This window comes from Ruegeria sp. K5 (assembly GCF_056531805.1).
Map to the genome: position 1 here is coordinate 54,784 of NZ_JBQFML010000012.1, position 14,063 is coordinate 68,846.

Annotated in this window: 14 protein-coding genes and 1 rRNA gene; 7 read left to right on the forward strand and 8 right to left on the reverse strand. The window is 60.1% G+C overall.

The features are described 5' to 3' along the window. Nucleotides 1-12: 12 nt before the first annotated feature. From ACR0MO_RS19880 to ACR0MO_RS19905, 6 genes are all read right to left on the reverse strand, one after another. Nucleotides 13-1,137, reverse strand: coding sequence for an enolase C-terminal domain-like protein (locus ACR0MO_RS19880; RefSeq protein WP_170453253.1), 1,125 nt, complete (start codon nt 1,135-1,137; stop codon nt 13-15). Nucleotides 1,138-1,176: 39 nt separating this feature from the next. Then, a complete protein-coding gene (locus ACR0MO_RS19885; RefSeq protein ID WP_480585425.1) occupies nt 1,177-1,611 on the reverse strand; it encodes a universal stress protein in 435 nt (144 codons plus the stop codon). A gap of 49 nt (nt 1,612-1,660) precedes the next feature. Then, complete coding sequence (locus ACR0MO_RS19890; RefSeq protein ID WP_170453255.1) at nt 1,661-2,974, reverse strand: TRAP transporter large permease subunit; 1,314 nt, start codon at nt 2,972-2,974, stop codon at nt 1,661-1,663. A 5-nt stretch (nt 2,975-2,979) separates the two neighbouring features. After that, nucleotides 2,980-3,507, reverse strand: coding sequence for a TRAP transporter small permease (locus ACR0MO_RS19895; RefSeq protein ID WP_480882405.1), 528 nt, complete (start codon nt 3,505-3,507; stop codon nt 2,980-2,982). Between the two features lie 105 nt (nt 3,508-3,612). Next, nucleotides 3,613-4,593 (reverse strand): TRAP transporter substrate-binding protein, encoded by a 981-nt coding sequence (locus ACR0MO_RS19900; protein WP_170522017.1) that lies wholly within the window; start codon nt 4,591-4,593, stop codon nt 3,613-3,615. 56 nt (nt 4,594-4,649) lie between these two features. Further along, entirely contained in the window at nt 4,650-5,900 is a 1,251-nt protein-coding gene (locus ACR0MO_RS19905; protein WP_480893043.1) for an NAD(P)/FAD-dependent oxidoreductase, read from the reverse strand. A gap of 138 nt (nt 5,901-6,038) precedes the next feature. On the opposite strand from ACR0MO_RS19905, the gene ACR0MO_RS19910 reads away from it, so the two are divergent. The 7 genes from ACR0MO_RS19910 to ACR0MO_RS19940 all read left to right on the forward strand — a co-directional run bounded on the left by ACR0MO_RS19910 (nt 6,039) and on the right by ACR0MO_RS19940 (nt 12,976). After that, nucleotides 6,039-6,737, forward strand: a complete 699-nt coding sequence (locus tag ACR0MO_RS19910) for a GntR family transcriptional regulator (protein WP_170624190.1) — start codon at nt 6,039-6,041, stop codon at nt 6,735-6,737. A gap of 69 nt (nt 6,738-6,806) precedes the next feature. Beyond that, complete coding sequence (locus ACR0MO_RS19915; protein WP_480893045.1) at nt 6,807-7,925, forward strand: acetoin utilization protein AcuC; 1,119 nt, start codon at nt 6,807-6,809, stop codon at nt 7,923-7,925. Nucleotides 7,926-8,055: 130 nt separating this feature from the next. Then, nucleotides 8,056-9,015: a dihydrodipicolinate synthase family protein gene (locus tag ACR0MO_RS19920; RefSeq protein ID WP_480893047.1), complete on the forward strand. Its 960-nt coding sequence runs from the start codon at nt 8,056-8,058 to the stop codon at nt 9,013-9,015. Beyond that, nucleotides 9,006-9,938, forward strand: a complete 933-nt coding sequence (locus tag ACR0MO_RS19925; protein ID WP_170453262.1) for a 4-hydroxyproline epimerase — start codon at nt 9,006-9,008, stop codon at nt 9,936-9,938. Before ACR0MO_RS19920 ends, ACR0MO_RS19925 begins: the two co-directional genes overlap by 10 nt. A gap of 23 nt (nt 9,939-9,961) precedes the next feature. Continuing rightward, nucleotides 9,962-11,212, forward strand: coding sequence for an NAD(P)/FAD-dependent oxidoreductase (locus ACR0MO_RS19930; protein ID WP_170453263.1), 1,251 nt, complete (start codon nt 9,962-9,964; stop codon nt 11,210-11,212). A gap of 15 nt (nt 11,213-11,227) precedes the next feature. Next, nucleotides 11,228-12,253 carry a trans-3-hydroxy-L-proline dehydratase gene (locus tag ACR0MO_RS19935; protein ID WP_170453264.1) on the forward strand — a complete coding sequence of 342 codons (1,026 nt, stop codon included), beginning with the start codon at nt 11,228-11,230 and terminating at the stop codon, nt 12,251-12,253. A 45-nt stretch (nt 12,254-12,298) separates the two neighbouring features. Then, entirely contained in the window at nt 12,299-12,976 is a 678-nt protein-coding gene (locus tag ACR0MO_RS19940) for a GntR family transcriptional regulator (protein WP_170624202.1), read from the forward strand. 24 nt (nt 12,977-13,000) lie between these two features. Here the strand turns inward: ACR0MO_RS19940 and ACR0MO_RS19945 are convergent, their stop codons facing one another. Continuing rightward, the gene (locus tag ACR0MO_RS19945; protein WP_480893050.1) at nt 13,001-13,513 is read right to left on the reverse strand and encodes a hypothetical protein; all 513 of its coding nucleotides are present in this window, start codon (nt 13,511-13,513) and stop codon (nt 13,001-13,003) included. 468 nt (nt 13,514-13,981) lie between these two features. Further along, a 5S ribosomal RNA gene (gene rrf, locus ACR0MO_RS19950) occupies nt 13,982-14,063 on the reverse strand; the annotation flags it as partial.

Genomic DNA, 14,063 nt, shown 5'->3' on the forward strand with positions numbered 1-14,063 from the left:
GCAGTTTTTTAGTTACGTCAGTGTTTCGGCGACGGCGTATTTCGCCAGTTTGTCAGGATCGACCGCAACGCCCAGCCCCGGCCCGTCCGGCACGTGAACGCGCCCGTGCTTGACGGGGAACGGCTGGGTCAGGATGTCGTCAGCGGCATAGTAGGTGGCCATGTAAAACTCGCATTGCAGCACCAGATCGGGCACAGCCGCCATCAGATGCGCACCGGCGGCATGGGCCAGACCGGTTTCGAACATGCAGCCGCCATAGATTTCAATCCCGGCGGCACGCGCGATTGCTGCCACCTCAAGCGCGCGGCGAATGCCGCCCGATTTCATGATCTTCAGCGAGAAAATATCGGCAATCCGGTTCTGCGCGCCATAGAGCGCGCCTTTGGGATCAAACACGCTTTCATCCGCCATGATCGGCGTATCGATGGCATGGGTGATATGGGCCAGCGCCTCACGCTCGTGCATCTTGACGGGCTGTTCGACAAAGGTCGGGCGGAAGGCTTCGAGGTCGCGGATGCAACGCACCGCGTCATAGGCCAGCAGACCCTGGTTGTAGTCGATGCGGATATCGACTTCATCGCCGTAAATCTCGCGAAGTTTCTCGACACGCATTACATCGAACTTGTGATCGGCAAAGCCGGTCTTGAACTTGAAGATGCGCACGCCGTCGTCCCACATGGCGGCAATGTCATCCAGATCGGCGTCGAAATCCGGGTTGGCGACCGAAAAGCTCATCCCCATACTGTCGCGCATCTTGCCGCCGACCAGTTCGCAAACGGACAGGCCTGTGATCTGCCCGGTGATGTCCAGCAGCGCCATTTCCAACGCCGCCTTGGCCTCGGGATGGCCGACCAGCACCTTTTCGGCCATGTTCATGTGTTTCTCGACCTGCACCGGGTCCTGACCGATCAGATGCGGACGCAGATGCACGTGCAGCGCGGCGGCGTTGCCTTCGGCTGTGCCGGTAAACACGGGCCAGGGCGAGGCCTCACCCCAACCGGTGATCCCGGTGTCAGTGACAAGTTCCAGAATGGCCACGTTGATACCCGCAACATCGCCCGAGCCGTGGGAATGCACGGCCTTGGCAGGGATCAGAATGCGGTGGACCCGCAGGGCTTCGATTTTGTGATCGCTCACGGTCGTCTCCGTGTGAGAGTTTTTTGGGTTATTCGTGTCTTAGCGCGGGCGCACGACCATCACGCTGCACCCGGCATAGCGGGCGACGCGGGCCGCATTCGGACCGATCAGCAGATCAGTGACCGACGGTTTGCTGGCACCGATCACCACAAAACCGGCGGACAGCGTGTCGGCATGTTCGATCAGTTTTTCATAGACAACACCGCGCAGCACCTGACTGTCATGGACCACGCCCTGCCAGTCAAAACCGGCGGCATAGGCCTGAAGATCGCGCACGGCGTCATCGACAACCTGTTGATGCATATCCGCCGGGATGTAGTTCTGCGCGTAAGAGTTTTCCTGATCCGGGATCACGAAAACAACCTCGACCTCATGATCATGGGCCTTGGCCAGCAGGATCGCCTCGTGGATCACTGCGGCGTCGCTGTCCTTGTGGACAAGGTCCACGGCTGCCAGAATTTTCGGTTTCGTCATGGTTTGGCACCTCTTGGGTGGCTATCGGTAAATCGGGGGGGCGGGCCGGTTATCGGCCCGCTGAACTCACCATGCTGTCCGGCAGATAGGTCGCCAGTTCCGGGAAGCCGATCATGATGAAGACCATCACGACCATGATCAGGAACAGCGGCAACGCGGTCTTGGCGATATAGCCCATCTCGTGCCGGGTGATCCCCTGCATCACGAACAGGTTGAAGCCAATCGGCGGCGTGATCTGCGCCATTTCGACGACAATCACGATGAAGATGCCGAACCAGATCAGATCGATGCCTGCGCCTTCGACCATCGGCTGCACAATCGCCATGGTCAGCACCACCGAAGAGATACCGTCCAGGAACATACCCAACACGATGTAGAACAGCATCAGGGCGATCAGCAGTGAGAACCGCGACAACTCAAGCCCTTCGATGAATTCGGCCAGGGCGCGCGGCAGGCCGGTGAACCCCATGGCCAGCGTCAGGGCGATGGCGCCCATCAGGATGAAGGCAATCATGGCCGAGGTGCGCGTGGCCCCCAGTAGGCTTTCGATAAAGGCCTGTTTGGTCAGGGATCCCTGCATCGCGGCCAGTGCAAATGCGCCTAGCACACCGATGGCCGCAGCCTCGGTCGCGGTGGCAAAACCGCCATACATCGACCCGATGACCACCAGGATCAGCAGGATGATCGGGATCAGGAACCGGCTTTCATTCAGCTTCTGCCCAAATGTCATGCGGTCGGCAATCTCGGGCACTTCGGACCGGCGCACAAAGGACCAGCCGGCGACATAGGCCATGAACAGACCGGCCAGAACGATGCCCGGCAGGATACCCGCCATGAACAGCTTCGAAATCGACTGTTCGACCGCCACGCCATAAACGATCAGCGTCAGCGAGGGCGGGATCATCAGGCCCAGCGTGGCCGCACCGGTCAGCGTGCCGATGATCATGTATTCGGGATAGCCGCGTTTGCGCAGTTCCGGGATCGACATTTTACCAACTGTGGTCAGCGTCGCAGCGGACGACCCCGACACGGCGGCGAAGATGGTGCAGCCGACGATGTTCACATGGACCAGACCGCCCGGCATCCGCTGCATCCAGGGGCTGAGGCCGCGGAACATGTCCTGCGACAATCGACTTCGAAACAGGATTTCACCCATCCAGATGAACAGCGGTAGCGCCGTCAGGGTCCAGCTGGACGAGCCGGTCCAGATCCGCGTCAGCATCGCATCGCCAGCCGGGCGCGAGGTGAACATTTCAAGCCCCAGATAGGCCACGCCAAACAGCGCCAGCGCCACCCAGACCCCGGTTCCCAGCAACAGGAACAGGGCGAACAGGAAAATGGTAACGAGATAGACTTCTTCCATCAGGCTTACTCCGCGTGTGCGTCGACCGCAGAGGATCGCATGTTGTCTTCCCCGGTCACGAGGATGGTGATCAGGTTGTCGATCGCGCAGATCGCCAGCAGAACGGTTCCAATGACCATGGACATCTGCGGAATCCAGATGGGCCAGGCGTCCTGCCCCTGGCTGATGTCATTGAAGCGGTAGCTTTCGTAAGTCAGCTTGATCGCGTAACGCGCAAACAGAAAGGTAAGATAGCTGGCAATGGCCCAGCACCAGATCTCGCCCAGCTTGCGGAACCGGCCCAGCGCATTCAGCAACAGGCTGACGCGGATATGGGCGCCACCATTCAGCGCATAAGGCAGTGCAAGGAACGAGGCCGCCGCCATGCAATAGCCGGTAAAGTCCGGCGCGCCGGTGATGATTTCTCCACCCCAACGAGACACCATCTGCAGGGTCACGAAGACAAGGATCATGATCAGAAAACACGCAGCAAGATAGCCTGCAAAGCGATAAATCGCATCCAGAACGCTGCGCAAGGTTGAGAAGATCACCATGGTAGGTCCCCCCGTTTGGCTGACAGGCCCGTGTCGTGATTGGCCATGCCGGTCATAAGAAACCCCCGGCGATCAGGACCGCCGGGGAAAGAAGCAAGGCCGGGCTTATTGCGCGGCGTTGAAATCGTCGACGATCTTCTGCCCGGCTTCGCCTGCAGCTTCCAGCCACTCGGCGGTCATGGTCTCACCGATCGCGCGCAGTTCAGCGGCCAGCGCTTCGCTTGCGGGGCCGGTGGTCATGCCGTTTTTGGCCAGCTCGTTCACGGTGAACTCGGTATACTGGATCGAACGCCAGTCGCCCGCGTATTCGGCGGCCACAGCACAGCCGTTCATGACGGCCTTGGTGGCATCGTCCAGGCCGTTCCACGCGTCCAGATTGACCAGCATGTAGTTGCGCGGCATCCAGGCATCGACGCCATAGTAATGCGACAGGCTTTCCCAGACCTTGCGGTCATAGCCGGTCGAGCCCGACGACACCATGCCCTGCGCCACACCGGTGGCAAAGGCCTGGCTGATTTCAGCCGCTTCGATCTGCACCGGCAGCATACCCGCCAGTTCCGCCATACGGGCCGAAGCCGAGTTATAGGCGCGGAATTTCAGACCTTCGGCATCCGCCAGCGAGTTGACCTCGCGGTCGAAATACAGGCCCTGACCCGGCCACGGAACCGAATACAGCAGGTGCATGTTCTGTTCGGCCAGCAGCTCGGACAGCGGCTCTTTGGCGACTTTCCACAGTTTCTCGGAATCTTCGAAAGACGTCGCCAGGAAGGGCACCGAGTCGAAGCCGAACAGCGCGTTTTCGTTCTGGTGGCCGGACAGCAGACGCTCACCAATATTGACCTGACCGGTCTGGATCGCCCGCTTGATTTCGGCCCCTGCATAGAGCGAACCGCCCGGATGGGTCTGGATCGTCAGCGCACCGCTTGTCCCTTCGGTCACGCATTCCGCGAAAACGGCACCCGTTACCGAATGGAAGTTCGTGGCCGAATAGGCCATCGGCAGGTCCCAGGTTTCCGCCGACACTGCCGCCGCAGAGGCCGTGATCACGCCGATGCTGGCAGCCAGTTTGGTAAGTGTTTTTGACATGTTTGTCTCCCTTGTTGACTTTTGTGCCCCTTCAGGGGGCGTCGTTGAAGTTTGGTTCAGAACCGCATTGGATCGTACACGCCCAGATCCATATTGGTACGGTCTTTTGTGATCAGCCCCGCAAGTATCCGCCCGGTCTTGGGCCCGGCGGTAAGGCCGATGTGATGATGCCCAAACCCGGCCAGCACGCCGGTTTTGCCGATCTCACCGATCAGCGGCAGGCTGTCTGATGGCGCGGGCCGGTGGCCCAGCCAGGTCTTTTCGCTTTCGAATGTGAGGTTCGGAAAGCTTTCCTGAACCTTGCGTTTCAGCAGGGCGATGGGGGCATCGGACGGCCCGGCCTCAAGCCCGCCAAACTCGACAATACCGGCACAGCGCAACCGGCCTTCCATCGGGGTCGCAACAAACTTGCCGGTTGTTACCATCAGCGGGGTCGACGGGCCGTTTTCCGGCAGTACGAATTCCATATGATAGCCGCGCTCGGTTTCCAGCGGCACGGACAGGCCCAGTTTGCGGGCCAGAGGTTTTGACCAGACGCCCGTCGCCAGAACCACCTTGCTGCAGGGCAATGTGCCGTCTTTGGTGACGACCGCCGAAACGGACCCATCGGTCAGTTCGAAATCGACAACTTCGGCCTGACGGAAAACAGCGCCCAGCTTTTCCGCCTCGGCCGCTAGCGCGGCGATATAGGCACCGGGATCGCGGCTGTAGCCATGGTCGCGCATGACGGCCAGCAGGTTCAGATCCTTGGACAGGTTCGGCTCGAACTCGTGAACCGCGCCGCCTTCCAGCACCTCGGGCTCGAACCCGGCCACCTTGCGAAGCGCCCAAGTATAGCTGTCGGCCTCGAACGCCGCACGGGTCGGATAGACAAAGCTGTAATCCGAGGTCTGCACCCAATCCGCCGCACCGGTATCGCTGGTCAGCGCCTGATGCTGTTCGACCGAGTCGCTGGTCAATGGCGTCAGGCCGGCCGCGATCCGCCGGGTGTCGCTGTCATTGGCATGCGACATGTATTTCAGCAGCCACGGCATCAGTTTGGGCAAATAGGACCAGCGCAGAAACAGCGGAAAGTTCGGGTCCAGCGCCATCTTGGGGCCCTTGCGCATCAGCCCCGGTGCGGTCACCGGTGCAACGGAACACGCAGCCAGCACCCCGGCATTCCCATAAGATGTCGCGTTTGGATCACCCGGCGGGTTGCGATCAACAATCGTGACCTCAACACCTTTGCGTCGCAGCCAGATCGCGGTCGAGACACCAACAATGCCCGCCCCAACAACTACAACCTGTTCTTCCTTGGTCGTCATGTGCTCTCAACTTGCCGGGAATCGCTTGAAATCAGCGATATGCCGATCTGTATACAGGATTGTAGATTTCTGTGAAGTCTAATGTTTATTATGGGGCAGTCTTTGGTAAAAGACGTCCAACCGAATGGCAGGAGATCCATGTCCAAATCCGAAGGCAATGTCGAACGCGCCTACCAGGCCCTGCGCCGGATGGCGGTCAACTTCGAGTTCAAGCCGGGTGAACGGCTGAACGAAACGTCGCTGACCAAGCGGCTGGACATCAGCCGGACGCCCTTGCGCGAGGCGCTCAACAGGCTGGTGGCCGAAGGGTTCCTGACCTTTTCGCTGGGCAAGGGGTTTTTCTGCCGCCCGCTGACACCAGAGAAAGTACTGGAACTGTACCAACTGCGCTGCGCGCTTGAGACCGAGGCGCTGCTGCGCACCATCGGCGGGGCCGAGGATCAGCAGATCGACGCGGTCATTGCCTATCTGGACGAGGTCGAAAAATCCTATTCCGTCTGCCACGATCTGGATGAGCTTCTGCGCATGGATGAAGAGTTCCACATCAAGCTGGCAGCGCTTTCCGGCAACCAAGAGTTGCTGAAGCTGCTGCATAACGTCAATGAGCGCATCCGCTATGTCCGCATCGTAAACCTGAGGCTGCTGCGGGACCGGCGCGAGAACGCCGAGACAGACCAGACCTCGATGTCGGCGCATCGGATCATTCTGGATGCGGTAAAGGCGCGCGACGTGGATCGGGCGGTGTCTGCCCTGCGCGGCCATATCGAGCGACGCAGCGAACAAACGGTCGAACTGGTGCGGGTCGCCTATTCCCAACTCTACGTGCCGGATTTCTGATCGCGTGGGGTACTTAGGCGAAAGCCCGATTGCCTTTTCAAGGACAACCGCCGCGCTAACTACGCCGTCATGACAGCGCGTTTCATCGGCTCGGAAATCTATCGCCACTCGACTTATGGCACATGGCACCCGCTCAGGATCCCTCGGGTCTCGACCGTTATGGACCTGTCGCGTGCCCTGGGCTGGTTGCCGGACGCGCAGTATATCCGCTCGCCCCGTGCAAAACCCCAGGCGCTTACGGCGTGGCATGACCCGGACTATATTGAGGCCCTGCAACAGGCCGAGCATCTGCAAGCCGTCACCCCGGACCAAAAGGCGCGGTTCAACATCGGGACAATCTCGAACCCGATTTTTACCGAGATGTTCCGCCGTCCTGCCACAGCCGCCGGAGGCTCGATCCTGGCTGGCGAACTGTTGGCAAACGGTGGCGTGATCTACAATCCAGCGGGTGGAACCCATCACGGGATGCCGGATCGGGCCAATGGGTTCTGCTATCTCAACGACCCGGTGCTTGCGATGCTCAGCCTGCGCGCACATGGGGTACGGCGGCTGGCCTATGTCGATATCGACGCACATCATCCCGATGGGGTCGAGGTCGGCTTTGGCGGCGATCCCGATTGCCTGATGATCTCGGTCCACGAACAGAACCTGTGGCCCAAGACTGGCAAGTTGGAGGATGACGCAGGCGGCAACGCCCTGAACCTTCCCGTGCCGCGCGGCTTCCATGATGACGAAATGGCACTGGTGCGCGACCGGTTGATCCTGCCTGCTGTTGCCGCGTTCCGCCCCGATGCAATCGTCCTGCAATGCGGCGCGGACGCGGTCGAGGATGACCCGCTGGCGCATCTGTCGCTGTCCAACAACGCCCATTGGGATGTTCTGCGCGGCCTTACCGGGCTGGCACCACGCCTGTTGGTGCTGGGCGGAGGCGGCTACAACCCGTGGACCGTCGGCCGCCTTTGGACAGGTGTATGGGGCATTCTGGCCGGGCACGACATACCCGATCATCTGCCTGACGCAGCCCAGGCCGTGCTGCGTCAGCTCAGCTTTCGCGGCAGGACACGCAAGCAGGACCCCAAGGCAGAATGGCTTACGACCCTGCAAGACGCACCGCGCAACGGGGTTATCTCGGATACCGTCCGAGAAAGGGTCGATTTTCTGGCAAGCCGTTTGCGGGCTTGGGTATAAGTCGGCGGCCATTTGCCCAAACCCCTTGGGCCTTTCGCAGGAAAACAACAGATTCCTAGATTTTGGATCCAATATCCACTATGAATGCCGGGAATCCGACTGACCCACCGCCACTGAAAGATACCCTGCGATGACGAAATCCATCTTCTCGGGCACAATGCCCGCCCTGATGACCCCCTGCACAGCGGACCGGACACCCGATTACGACGCCCTTGTGCGCAAGGGGAAAGAGATGATCTCGGCAGGCATGTCCGCCGTGGTCTATTGCGGCTCGATGGGCGATTGGCCCCTGCTGACCGATGCCGAGCGTATGGAAGGGGTCGAACGGCTGGCCTCTGCCGGTATCCCGGTTGTTGTGGGCACCGGCGCGATCAATTCGAAATCCGCGGTTGCCCACGCAGCCCACGCGCAGAAAGTGGGGGCCGTTGGCCTGATGGTGATCCCGCGTGTGCTGTCTCGGGGATCCTCCATGGCTGCGCAGAAAAACCACTTCAAGGCGATCCTCAGCGCCGCGCCGGATGTGCCCGCGATCATCTACAACAGCCTGGTCTACGGCTTTGCCACCAAGGCTGATTTGTTCTTTGCCCTACGCGCCGAACACCCCAACCTCGTCGGGTTCAAAGAGTTCGGAGGCAAGGACGATCTACGCTATGCCGCCGAGCACATCACCTCGCAAGACGATCAGGTGACCCTGATGGTGGGCGTCGATACCGAGGTCTATCATGGTTTCGTCAACTGCGGCGCGACCGGGGCCATCACCGGCATCGGCACCGCCCTGCCGAAAGAGGCGTTGCTGCTGGCGGCGCTGGCTCAGAAAGCCGCCGAAGGTCATGCCGAAGCCCGGATGCGCGCGCGTGAGTTGGAAGAGGCGTTTGGCGTTCTGGCCAGCTTTGATGAGGGCACCGATCTGGTGCTCTATTACAAGCACCTGTTGGTGTTAAACGGCGAGGAGGAATACCGCCTGCATTTCAATGAAACCGACGCGCTGACGGACGCACAGCGAAACTATTGCGAACAGCAATATGACCTGTTCCGCAACTGGTTCGCCGATTGGTCCAAACAGGGCGGGGTTATCGCTGAATGCATGTGATCGACAGCCATACCGGCGGAATGCCCACGCGGGTGATCCTCGACAACGCGCCGGATCTGGGCACCGGCCCGCTGGCCGAGCGCGCGCAGCGGCTGGCGACCGAGCATGAGGCGTTCTACAAATCCGTCCTGCTGGAACCGCGTGGACAGCCCGGCATGGTTGCAGCCCTTCTGGTGCCGCCGGTCAATCCCGACTGCGTCACCGGCGTCATCTATTTCGATGCCGACGCGGTGTTGGGCATGTGCGGGCACGGCACCATCGGGCTGGGCGTCACGCTGGCCCATCTGGGCCGGATCACACCTGGCACAAGCAAGATCGAGACCCCTGCGGGCGTCATTACAATCGACCTCCACGACGCGAACACCGTGAGCGTGACCAATGTCGAAAGCCGTAGGGTGCGCAAATCGGTCACCGTGAAGACCGCCCAATACAGACCAGTCACCGGCGATGTCGCCTATGGCGGCAATTGGTTCTTCATCGTCGACCCAAGCCCGATCCCCGTCGCCCCCGAAAATATCCGCGCGCTGACAGATATGACGATCGCCATTCGCGAGGCCTGCATCGCGCAATCCGTGGGCGGTGAGGGCGGAGAGCCCGTGGATCATGTCATCTTTCAGGATGCCGCAGCTACGCCCGGCGTTCACAGCCGGAATTTCGTTCTGTGCCCCGATGACAACTATGACCGTTCGCCCTGTGGCACCGGCAGTTCCGCGCGTCTGGCCTGTCTTGCGGCAGATGGTCTGCTGGCCCCTGGTGCCGAGATTGTGCAGCACAGCGTCATCGGCAGCCCCTACCGCCTGTCCTATCAGCCCGGCCCAAATGGCGGCGTCATCCCTACTCTGACCGGGCAGGCCCATATCATGGCAGACAGCACGCTCGTCTTCGCCGAGAATGACCCCTTCAAACTGGGTATCCCGATCTGACACGCCTGAAACGGACAGCACAAATGCCGCCTGAAGACCCAATTGACATCGTCATCGTCGGAGCCGGGATCATCGGCATCAGCATCGCGCTGGAACTGCAACGGCGCGGGCGCGATGTTCTGGTGCTGGACCGTGAAGGGGTCGCCGCAGGCGCATCGCAAGGCAATGCCGGGGCCTTCGCCTTTGCCGAGATCGAGCCGCTGGCCAAGCCGGGCATCATGCGCGAGGCACCGAAATGGCTGCTCGATCCCCTTGGGCCGCTTTCGGTGCCCCCGTCCTACGCGCCGCAGATCGCGCCCTGGATGCTGCGCTTTTGGCGATCTAGCTGGAAGGATCGCTATCGCGCGTCGCTGGCGGCGCAGGGGGCGCTGATGAAGCACTGCCGCCTGGCGACCGAACGCCAAATCGCCGAGGTCGATGGCGAAGCGATGATACAGCGCGACGGTCAGTTGCAACTTTATGAAGGGGTCGCGCAATTCCGCGCCAGTCAATCCGCCTGGACCCTGCGGCGCGATCATGGGGTGGATTTCGATCTGCTCCACAGCCCCGAGGCGATTGCCGAGATACAACCCGGTCTGAGCCGCCGCTTCACCCATGCCGGATTCACGCCGCATTGGATGAACACAAGGGACCCGAAAGCCTGGACCGAACATCTCGCCACACAATTTCAGGCACGCGGCGGGCGAATTGATGTGCAGCCCGTGTCATCGGTAACGCAGCAAGGGGAACGGGTTGTTCTGGAAACCCCGTCGGGGCAAGTTCACGCCCGACATCTGGTGATTTCAGCTGGCGCGTGGTCTCATATTCTGGCCCGGCAGCTGGGGGACATAATCCCCCTGGAAACCGAGCGGGGGTATAACACGACCCTACCACAGGGTGCGTTCGATCTGCGCACGCATCTGACCTTCAGCGGCCATGGGTTTGTGGCGACGCGCATAAATGGCGGCGTGCGCGTGGGCGGCGCGGTCGAGCTTGGCGGATTGTCCCTGAAACCGAATTTCAAACGGGCCGACACCCTGTTGGCAAAAGCGGGCCAGTTCCTGCCCGACCTCGATATCAGTGGCGGCACGCAATGGATGGGGTTCCGCCCCTCATTGCCAGACAGCCTGCCGGTCATCGACCGCGCGCCCAAGGCCCCGCGGGTTCACTATGCATTTGGCCATGGCCATCTCGGGCTGACCCAATCCGCCGGAACGGCCGAGCTTGTGGCGGATCTGGTGATGGATGCCAAACCCGCAATCGACCTGTCCCCCTTTTCTGCAACGCGGTTCTGACCCCGGAGGCCCAAGATGCGCAGCACAAAAACGATCCATGTGATCTCTGCCCATGCCGAGGGTGAGGTTGGCGACGTCATTGTCGGCGGCGTCGCACCTCCGCCCAGAGATACGCTTTGGGACCAACGCACATTCATCGCGCAGGATCAGACGCTCAGGAATTTTGTCCTGAACGAACCGCGCGGCGGAGTGTTTCGTCACGTGAACCTGCTGGTGCCCCCGAAACACCCCGACGCCGATGCCGCCTTTATCATCATGGAGCCCGAGGACACGCCCCCCATGTCCGGGTCGAACTCGATCTGCGTGGCAACGGTTTTGCTGGATTCGGGTATCCTGCCGATGCAGGAACCGGAAACCCACCTGACGCTCGAAGCGCCGGGCGGTCTGGTGCAGGTTCGGGCGGAATGCCGGGATGGGAAAACACAGCGCATCTTCGTGCAGAACCTGCCCAGCTTTGCCGATCAGATCGCGGTTTCGCTGGATGTTCCGGGGGTTGGCACGATAACGGTCGATACAGCCTATGGCGGTGACAGTTTTGTCGTCGTTGACGCGCAGGATCTTGGATTTGAAATCATCGAAAGCAAAGCCAAGGAACTTGCCCAATTGGGCGTCAGGATCACCAACGCAGCCAAAGAACAGCTTGGGTTCAACCATCCTGATAACCCGGATTGGACCCATATATCCTTTTGCGCCTTCTGTGGCCCGTTAAGCGAAACGGAAACCGGTTTGGCGGGCAAATCCGCCGTCGCCATCCAACCGGGCAAGATCGACCGGTCCCCCACAGGCACGGCGGTCTCGGCCCGCATGGCCCTGATGCTGGCGAAAGGTCAGATGAAACCGGGCCAGACATTCGACGCGCAATCCATCATCGGGTCGCGCTTTACCGGCAGAATTCTTGGCACCACCAAGGTCGCAGGGCGCAACGCAATTCTCCCCGAGATCAGCGGGCGCGGCTGGATCACCGGGGTTCATCAACACATGCTCGACCCCGAGGACCCCTGGCCGGGTGGCTATCGACTGTCAGATACGTGGGGCGCGTGACGATGCCGTCGATTGCCACCAACGCCAATCAAAAAAGGACCTGACATGCCTGGGACCCGCGCAATCACCAAGAAAAGCCTGCCGGACATCATCACAGATGACCTGCGGGAACGCATTCTGAACGGCGAACTGGCCGAGGGCGAAACCATCCGGCAAGAGGCTTTGGCCGAAGAATACGACGTTTCACGCATGCCCATCCGCGAGGCCCTGAAACGGCTGAACGCCGAGGGGTTGGTGAAATGGTCCACCAATCGCGGTGGTTCGGTCATCAAGCATTCTCTGACGGAAATTGGCGAGATATTCGACCTGCGCACCCTGATCGAAGTGGACCTGTTCCGCCGCTCCATTCCAAATATGACCCAAATGGATTTCGCGCGCTGCGCCGAGATATTGGACCGGATGGACGCCTCCTTCGATCAGAATGACGTCGGCAAATGGGGTATTCTGAACCACCAATACCACTCGGCCCTTTATGCAGGCGCCGACAGGCAACTGACGCGCGACATGCTCGACCGGATCAACACGCAAGCGGACCGATACATCCGCATGCATCTGAGCGTGATGAAGCAAAGGGAACCCGCAAAAATCGAGCATCACCAGCTTCTGTCTTTGGCCCGGTCCGGCGATGTAGACGCGGCTTGTGAGCTGTTGAAAACCCATATTCAGCGAACCAGGGACCAAATTCTGGAACTCATTGCTTCAAAGCGGAAGCGTTCCCTCTGACCTTTCAGACAGACGGTTTGCGGATTACCGCCTTGCGGCCTTCAAACCGTCCAGATAGGCGCGCTTTGCCGCCGCCACGTCTTCGTCGGTCATGGTTGATCGGTTCAGTTCCAGAAAATACTCTGCCGCTTCATCAGGCTGAACATTCAGGTTGTTGACGGGTAACAGATCATCGGACCTGACATTCAGCATCGACAGCGCCTTGGTCACGGGAAAAAGGCGATCATCAAGCCCGGACACGTTGAGGCGCACGACGTCCGCACGGGGTGATACAGCCTCCTCTACCCGGTTCACCACGCCGTCAAGATCCGCAGCTTGTCGCAGACGCTCGCTATATTCCACAAGGTGTTGCTGAATCCTGTCCGCGCGGATGTTCTGCCAATAGACACTGCGCACCCAGTCGCTGGCATTTCTGGTCGTGAAGAACAGGGTGATACGCGCAGTACCATCTGAAAACCGGTCGATTTCATCGACCAGAGTTTCTGCCAGAACGTGAGTCTGAGAATAGGACCACACATCCTTGCGCCCCGGAATCATCCCGGCAAACTCCTCGCTGCTGATAAGCAGAGGTGTGTCTGTCCGCCCGTCGAAAGGCTCAAGAGCATGCCGAACCCTTTGGCGGAATTTCCTGAGGACTTGGTCCTTTTGAACAAGGGAATAGCGCCGCGCAGAAAACCCTGCTCCCTTTAGATCGCGGGGGATTAGAACGTTCAGTCGATCCTCCAACAGGGACCGGTTCCTGAACAACATCGTTTGCAGGGTTCTGGTGCCTGTTTTGTGAAACCCCTGATGGATCACGACCTTCAAAACACGACTTTCAGTTTGCTTCGGTTACGCGTGCAATATTCCGCGAACAACGCTGATTTGTCGAATGCAATGCGTGTCGATATGGAACCGAGCGTTCCTTGGAAAGCGCGGGTGCGCCGGAACAACACAGCCTTCATTGGCATTCGGTTTTACTGCTGAGGGATTTTTGATCGTAAGAGAGATATGGGCTTTTACTAGGTTTGGCGGTGACCTACTCTCCCGGGGCTTAAGCCCAAGTACCATTGGCGCGGCAGTGCTTAACTTCCGGGTTCGGTATGGG

What these genes read in the sequence shown, in the direction of transcription:
- ACR0MO_RS19885 (WP_480585425.1), bottom strand. Translation starts at nt 1,611, where the DNA reads ATGACGAAACCGAAAATTCTGGCAGCCGTGGACCTTGTCCACAAGGAC.
- ACR0MO_RS19890 (WP_170453255.1), bottom strand. Translation starts at nt 2,974, where the DNA reads ATGGAAGAAGTCTATCTCGTTACCATTTTCCTGTTCGCCCTGTTCCTG.
- ACR0MO_RS19895 (WP_480882405.1), bottom strand. Translation starts at nt 3,507, where the DNA reads ATGGTGATCTTCTCAACCTTGCGCAGCGTTCTGGATGCGATTTATCGC.
- ACR0MO_RS19900 (WP_170522017.1), bottom strand. Translation starts at nt 4,593, where the DNA reads ATGTCAAAAACACTTACCAAACTGGCTGCCAGCATCGGCGTGATCACG.
- ACR0MO_RS19905 (WP_480893043.1), bottom strand. Translation starts at nt 5,900, where the DNA reads ATGACGACCAAGGAAGAACAGGTTGTAGTTGTTGGGGCGGGCATTGTT.
- ACR0MO_RS19910 (WP_170624190.1), top strand. Translation starts at nt 6,039, where the DNA reads ATGTCCAAATCCGAAGGCAATGTCGAACGCGCCTACCAGGCCCTGCGC.
- ACR0MO_RS19915 (WP_480893045.1), top strand. Translation starts at nt 6,807, where the DNA reads ATGACAGCGCGTTTCATCGGCTCGGAAATCTATCGCCACTCGACTTAT.
- ACR0MO_RS19920 (WP_480893047.1), top strand. Translation starts at nt 8,056, where the DNA reads ATGACGAAATCCATCTTCTCGGGCACAATGCCCGCCCTGATGACCCCC.
- ACR0MO_RS19925 (WP_170453262.1), top strand. Translation starts at nt 9,006, where the DNA reads ATGCATGTGATCGACAGCCATACCGGCGGAATGCCCACGCGGGTGATC.
- ACR0MO_RS19930 (WP_170453263.1), top strand. Translation starts at nt 9,962, where the DNA reads ATGCCGCCTGAAGACCCAATTGACATCGTCATCGTCGGAGCCGGGATC.
- ACR0MO_RS19935 (WP_170453264.1), top strand. Translation starts at nt 11,228, where the DNA reads ATGCGCAGCACAAAAACGATCCATGTGATCTCTGCCCATGCCGAGGGT.
- ACR0MO_RS19940 (WP_170624202.1), top strand. Translation starts at nt 12,299, where the DNA reads ATGCCTGGGACCCGCGCAATCACCAAGAAAAGCCTGCCGGACATCATC.
- ACR0MO_RS19945 (WP_480893050.1), bottom strand. Translation starts at nt 13,513, where the DNA reads ATGATTCCGGGGCGCAAGGATGTGTGGTCCTATTCTCAGACTCACGTT.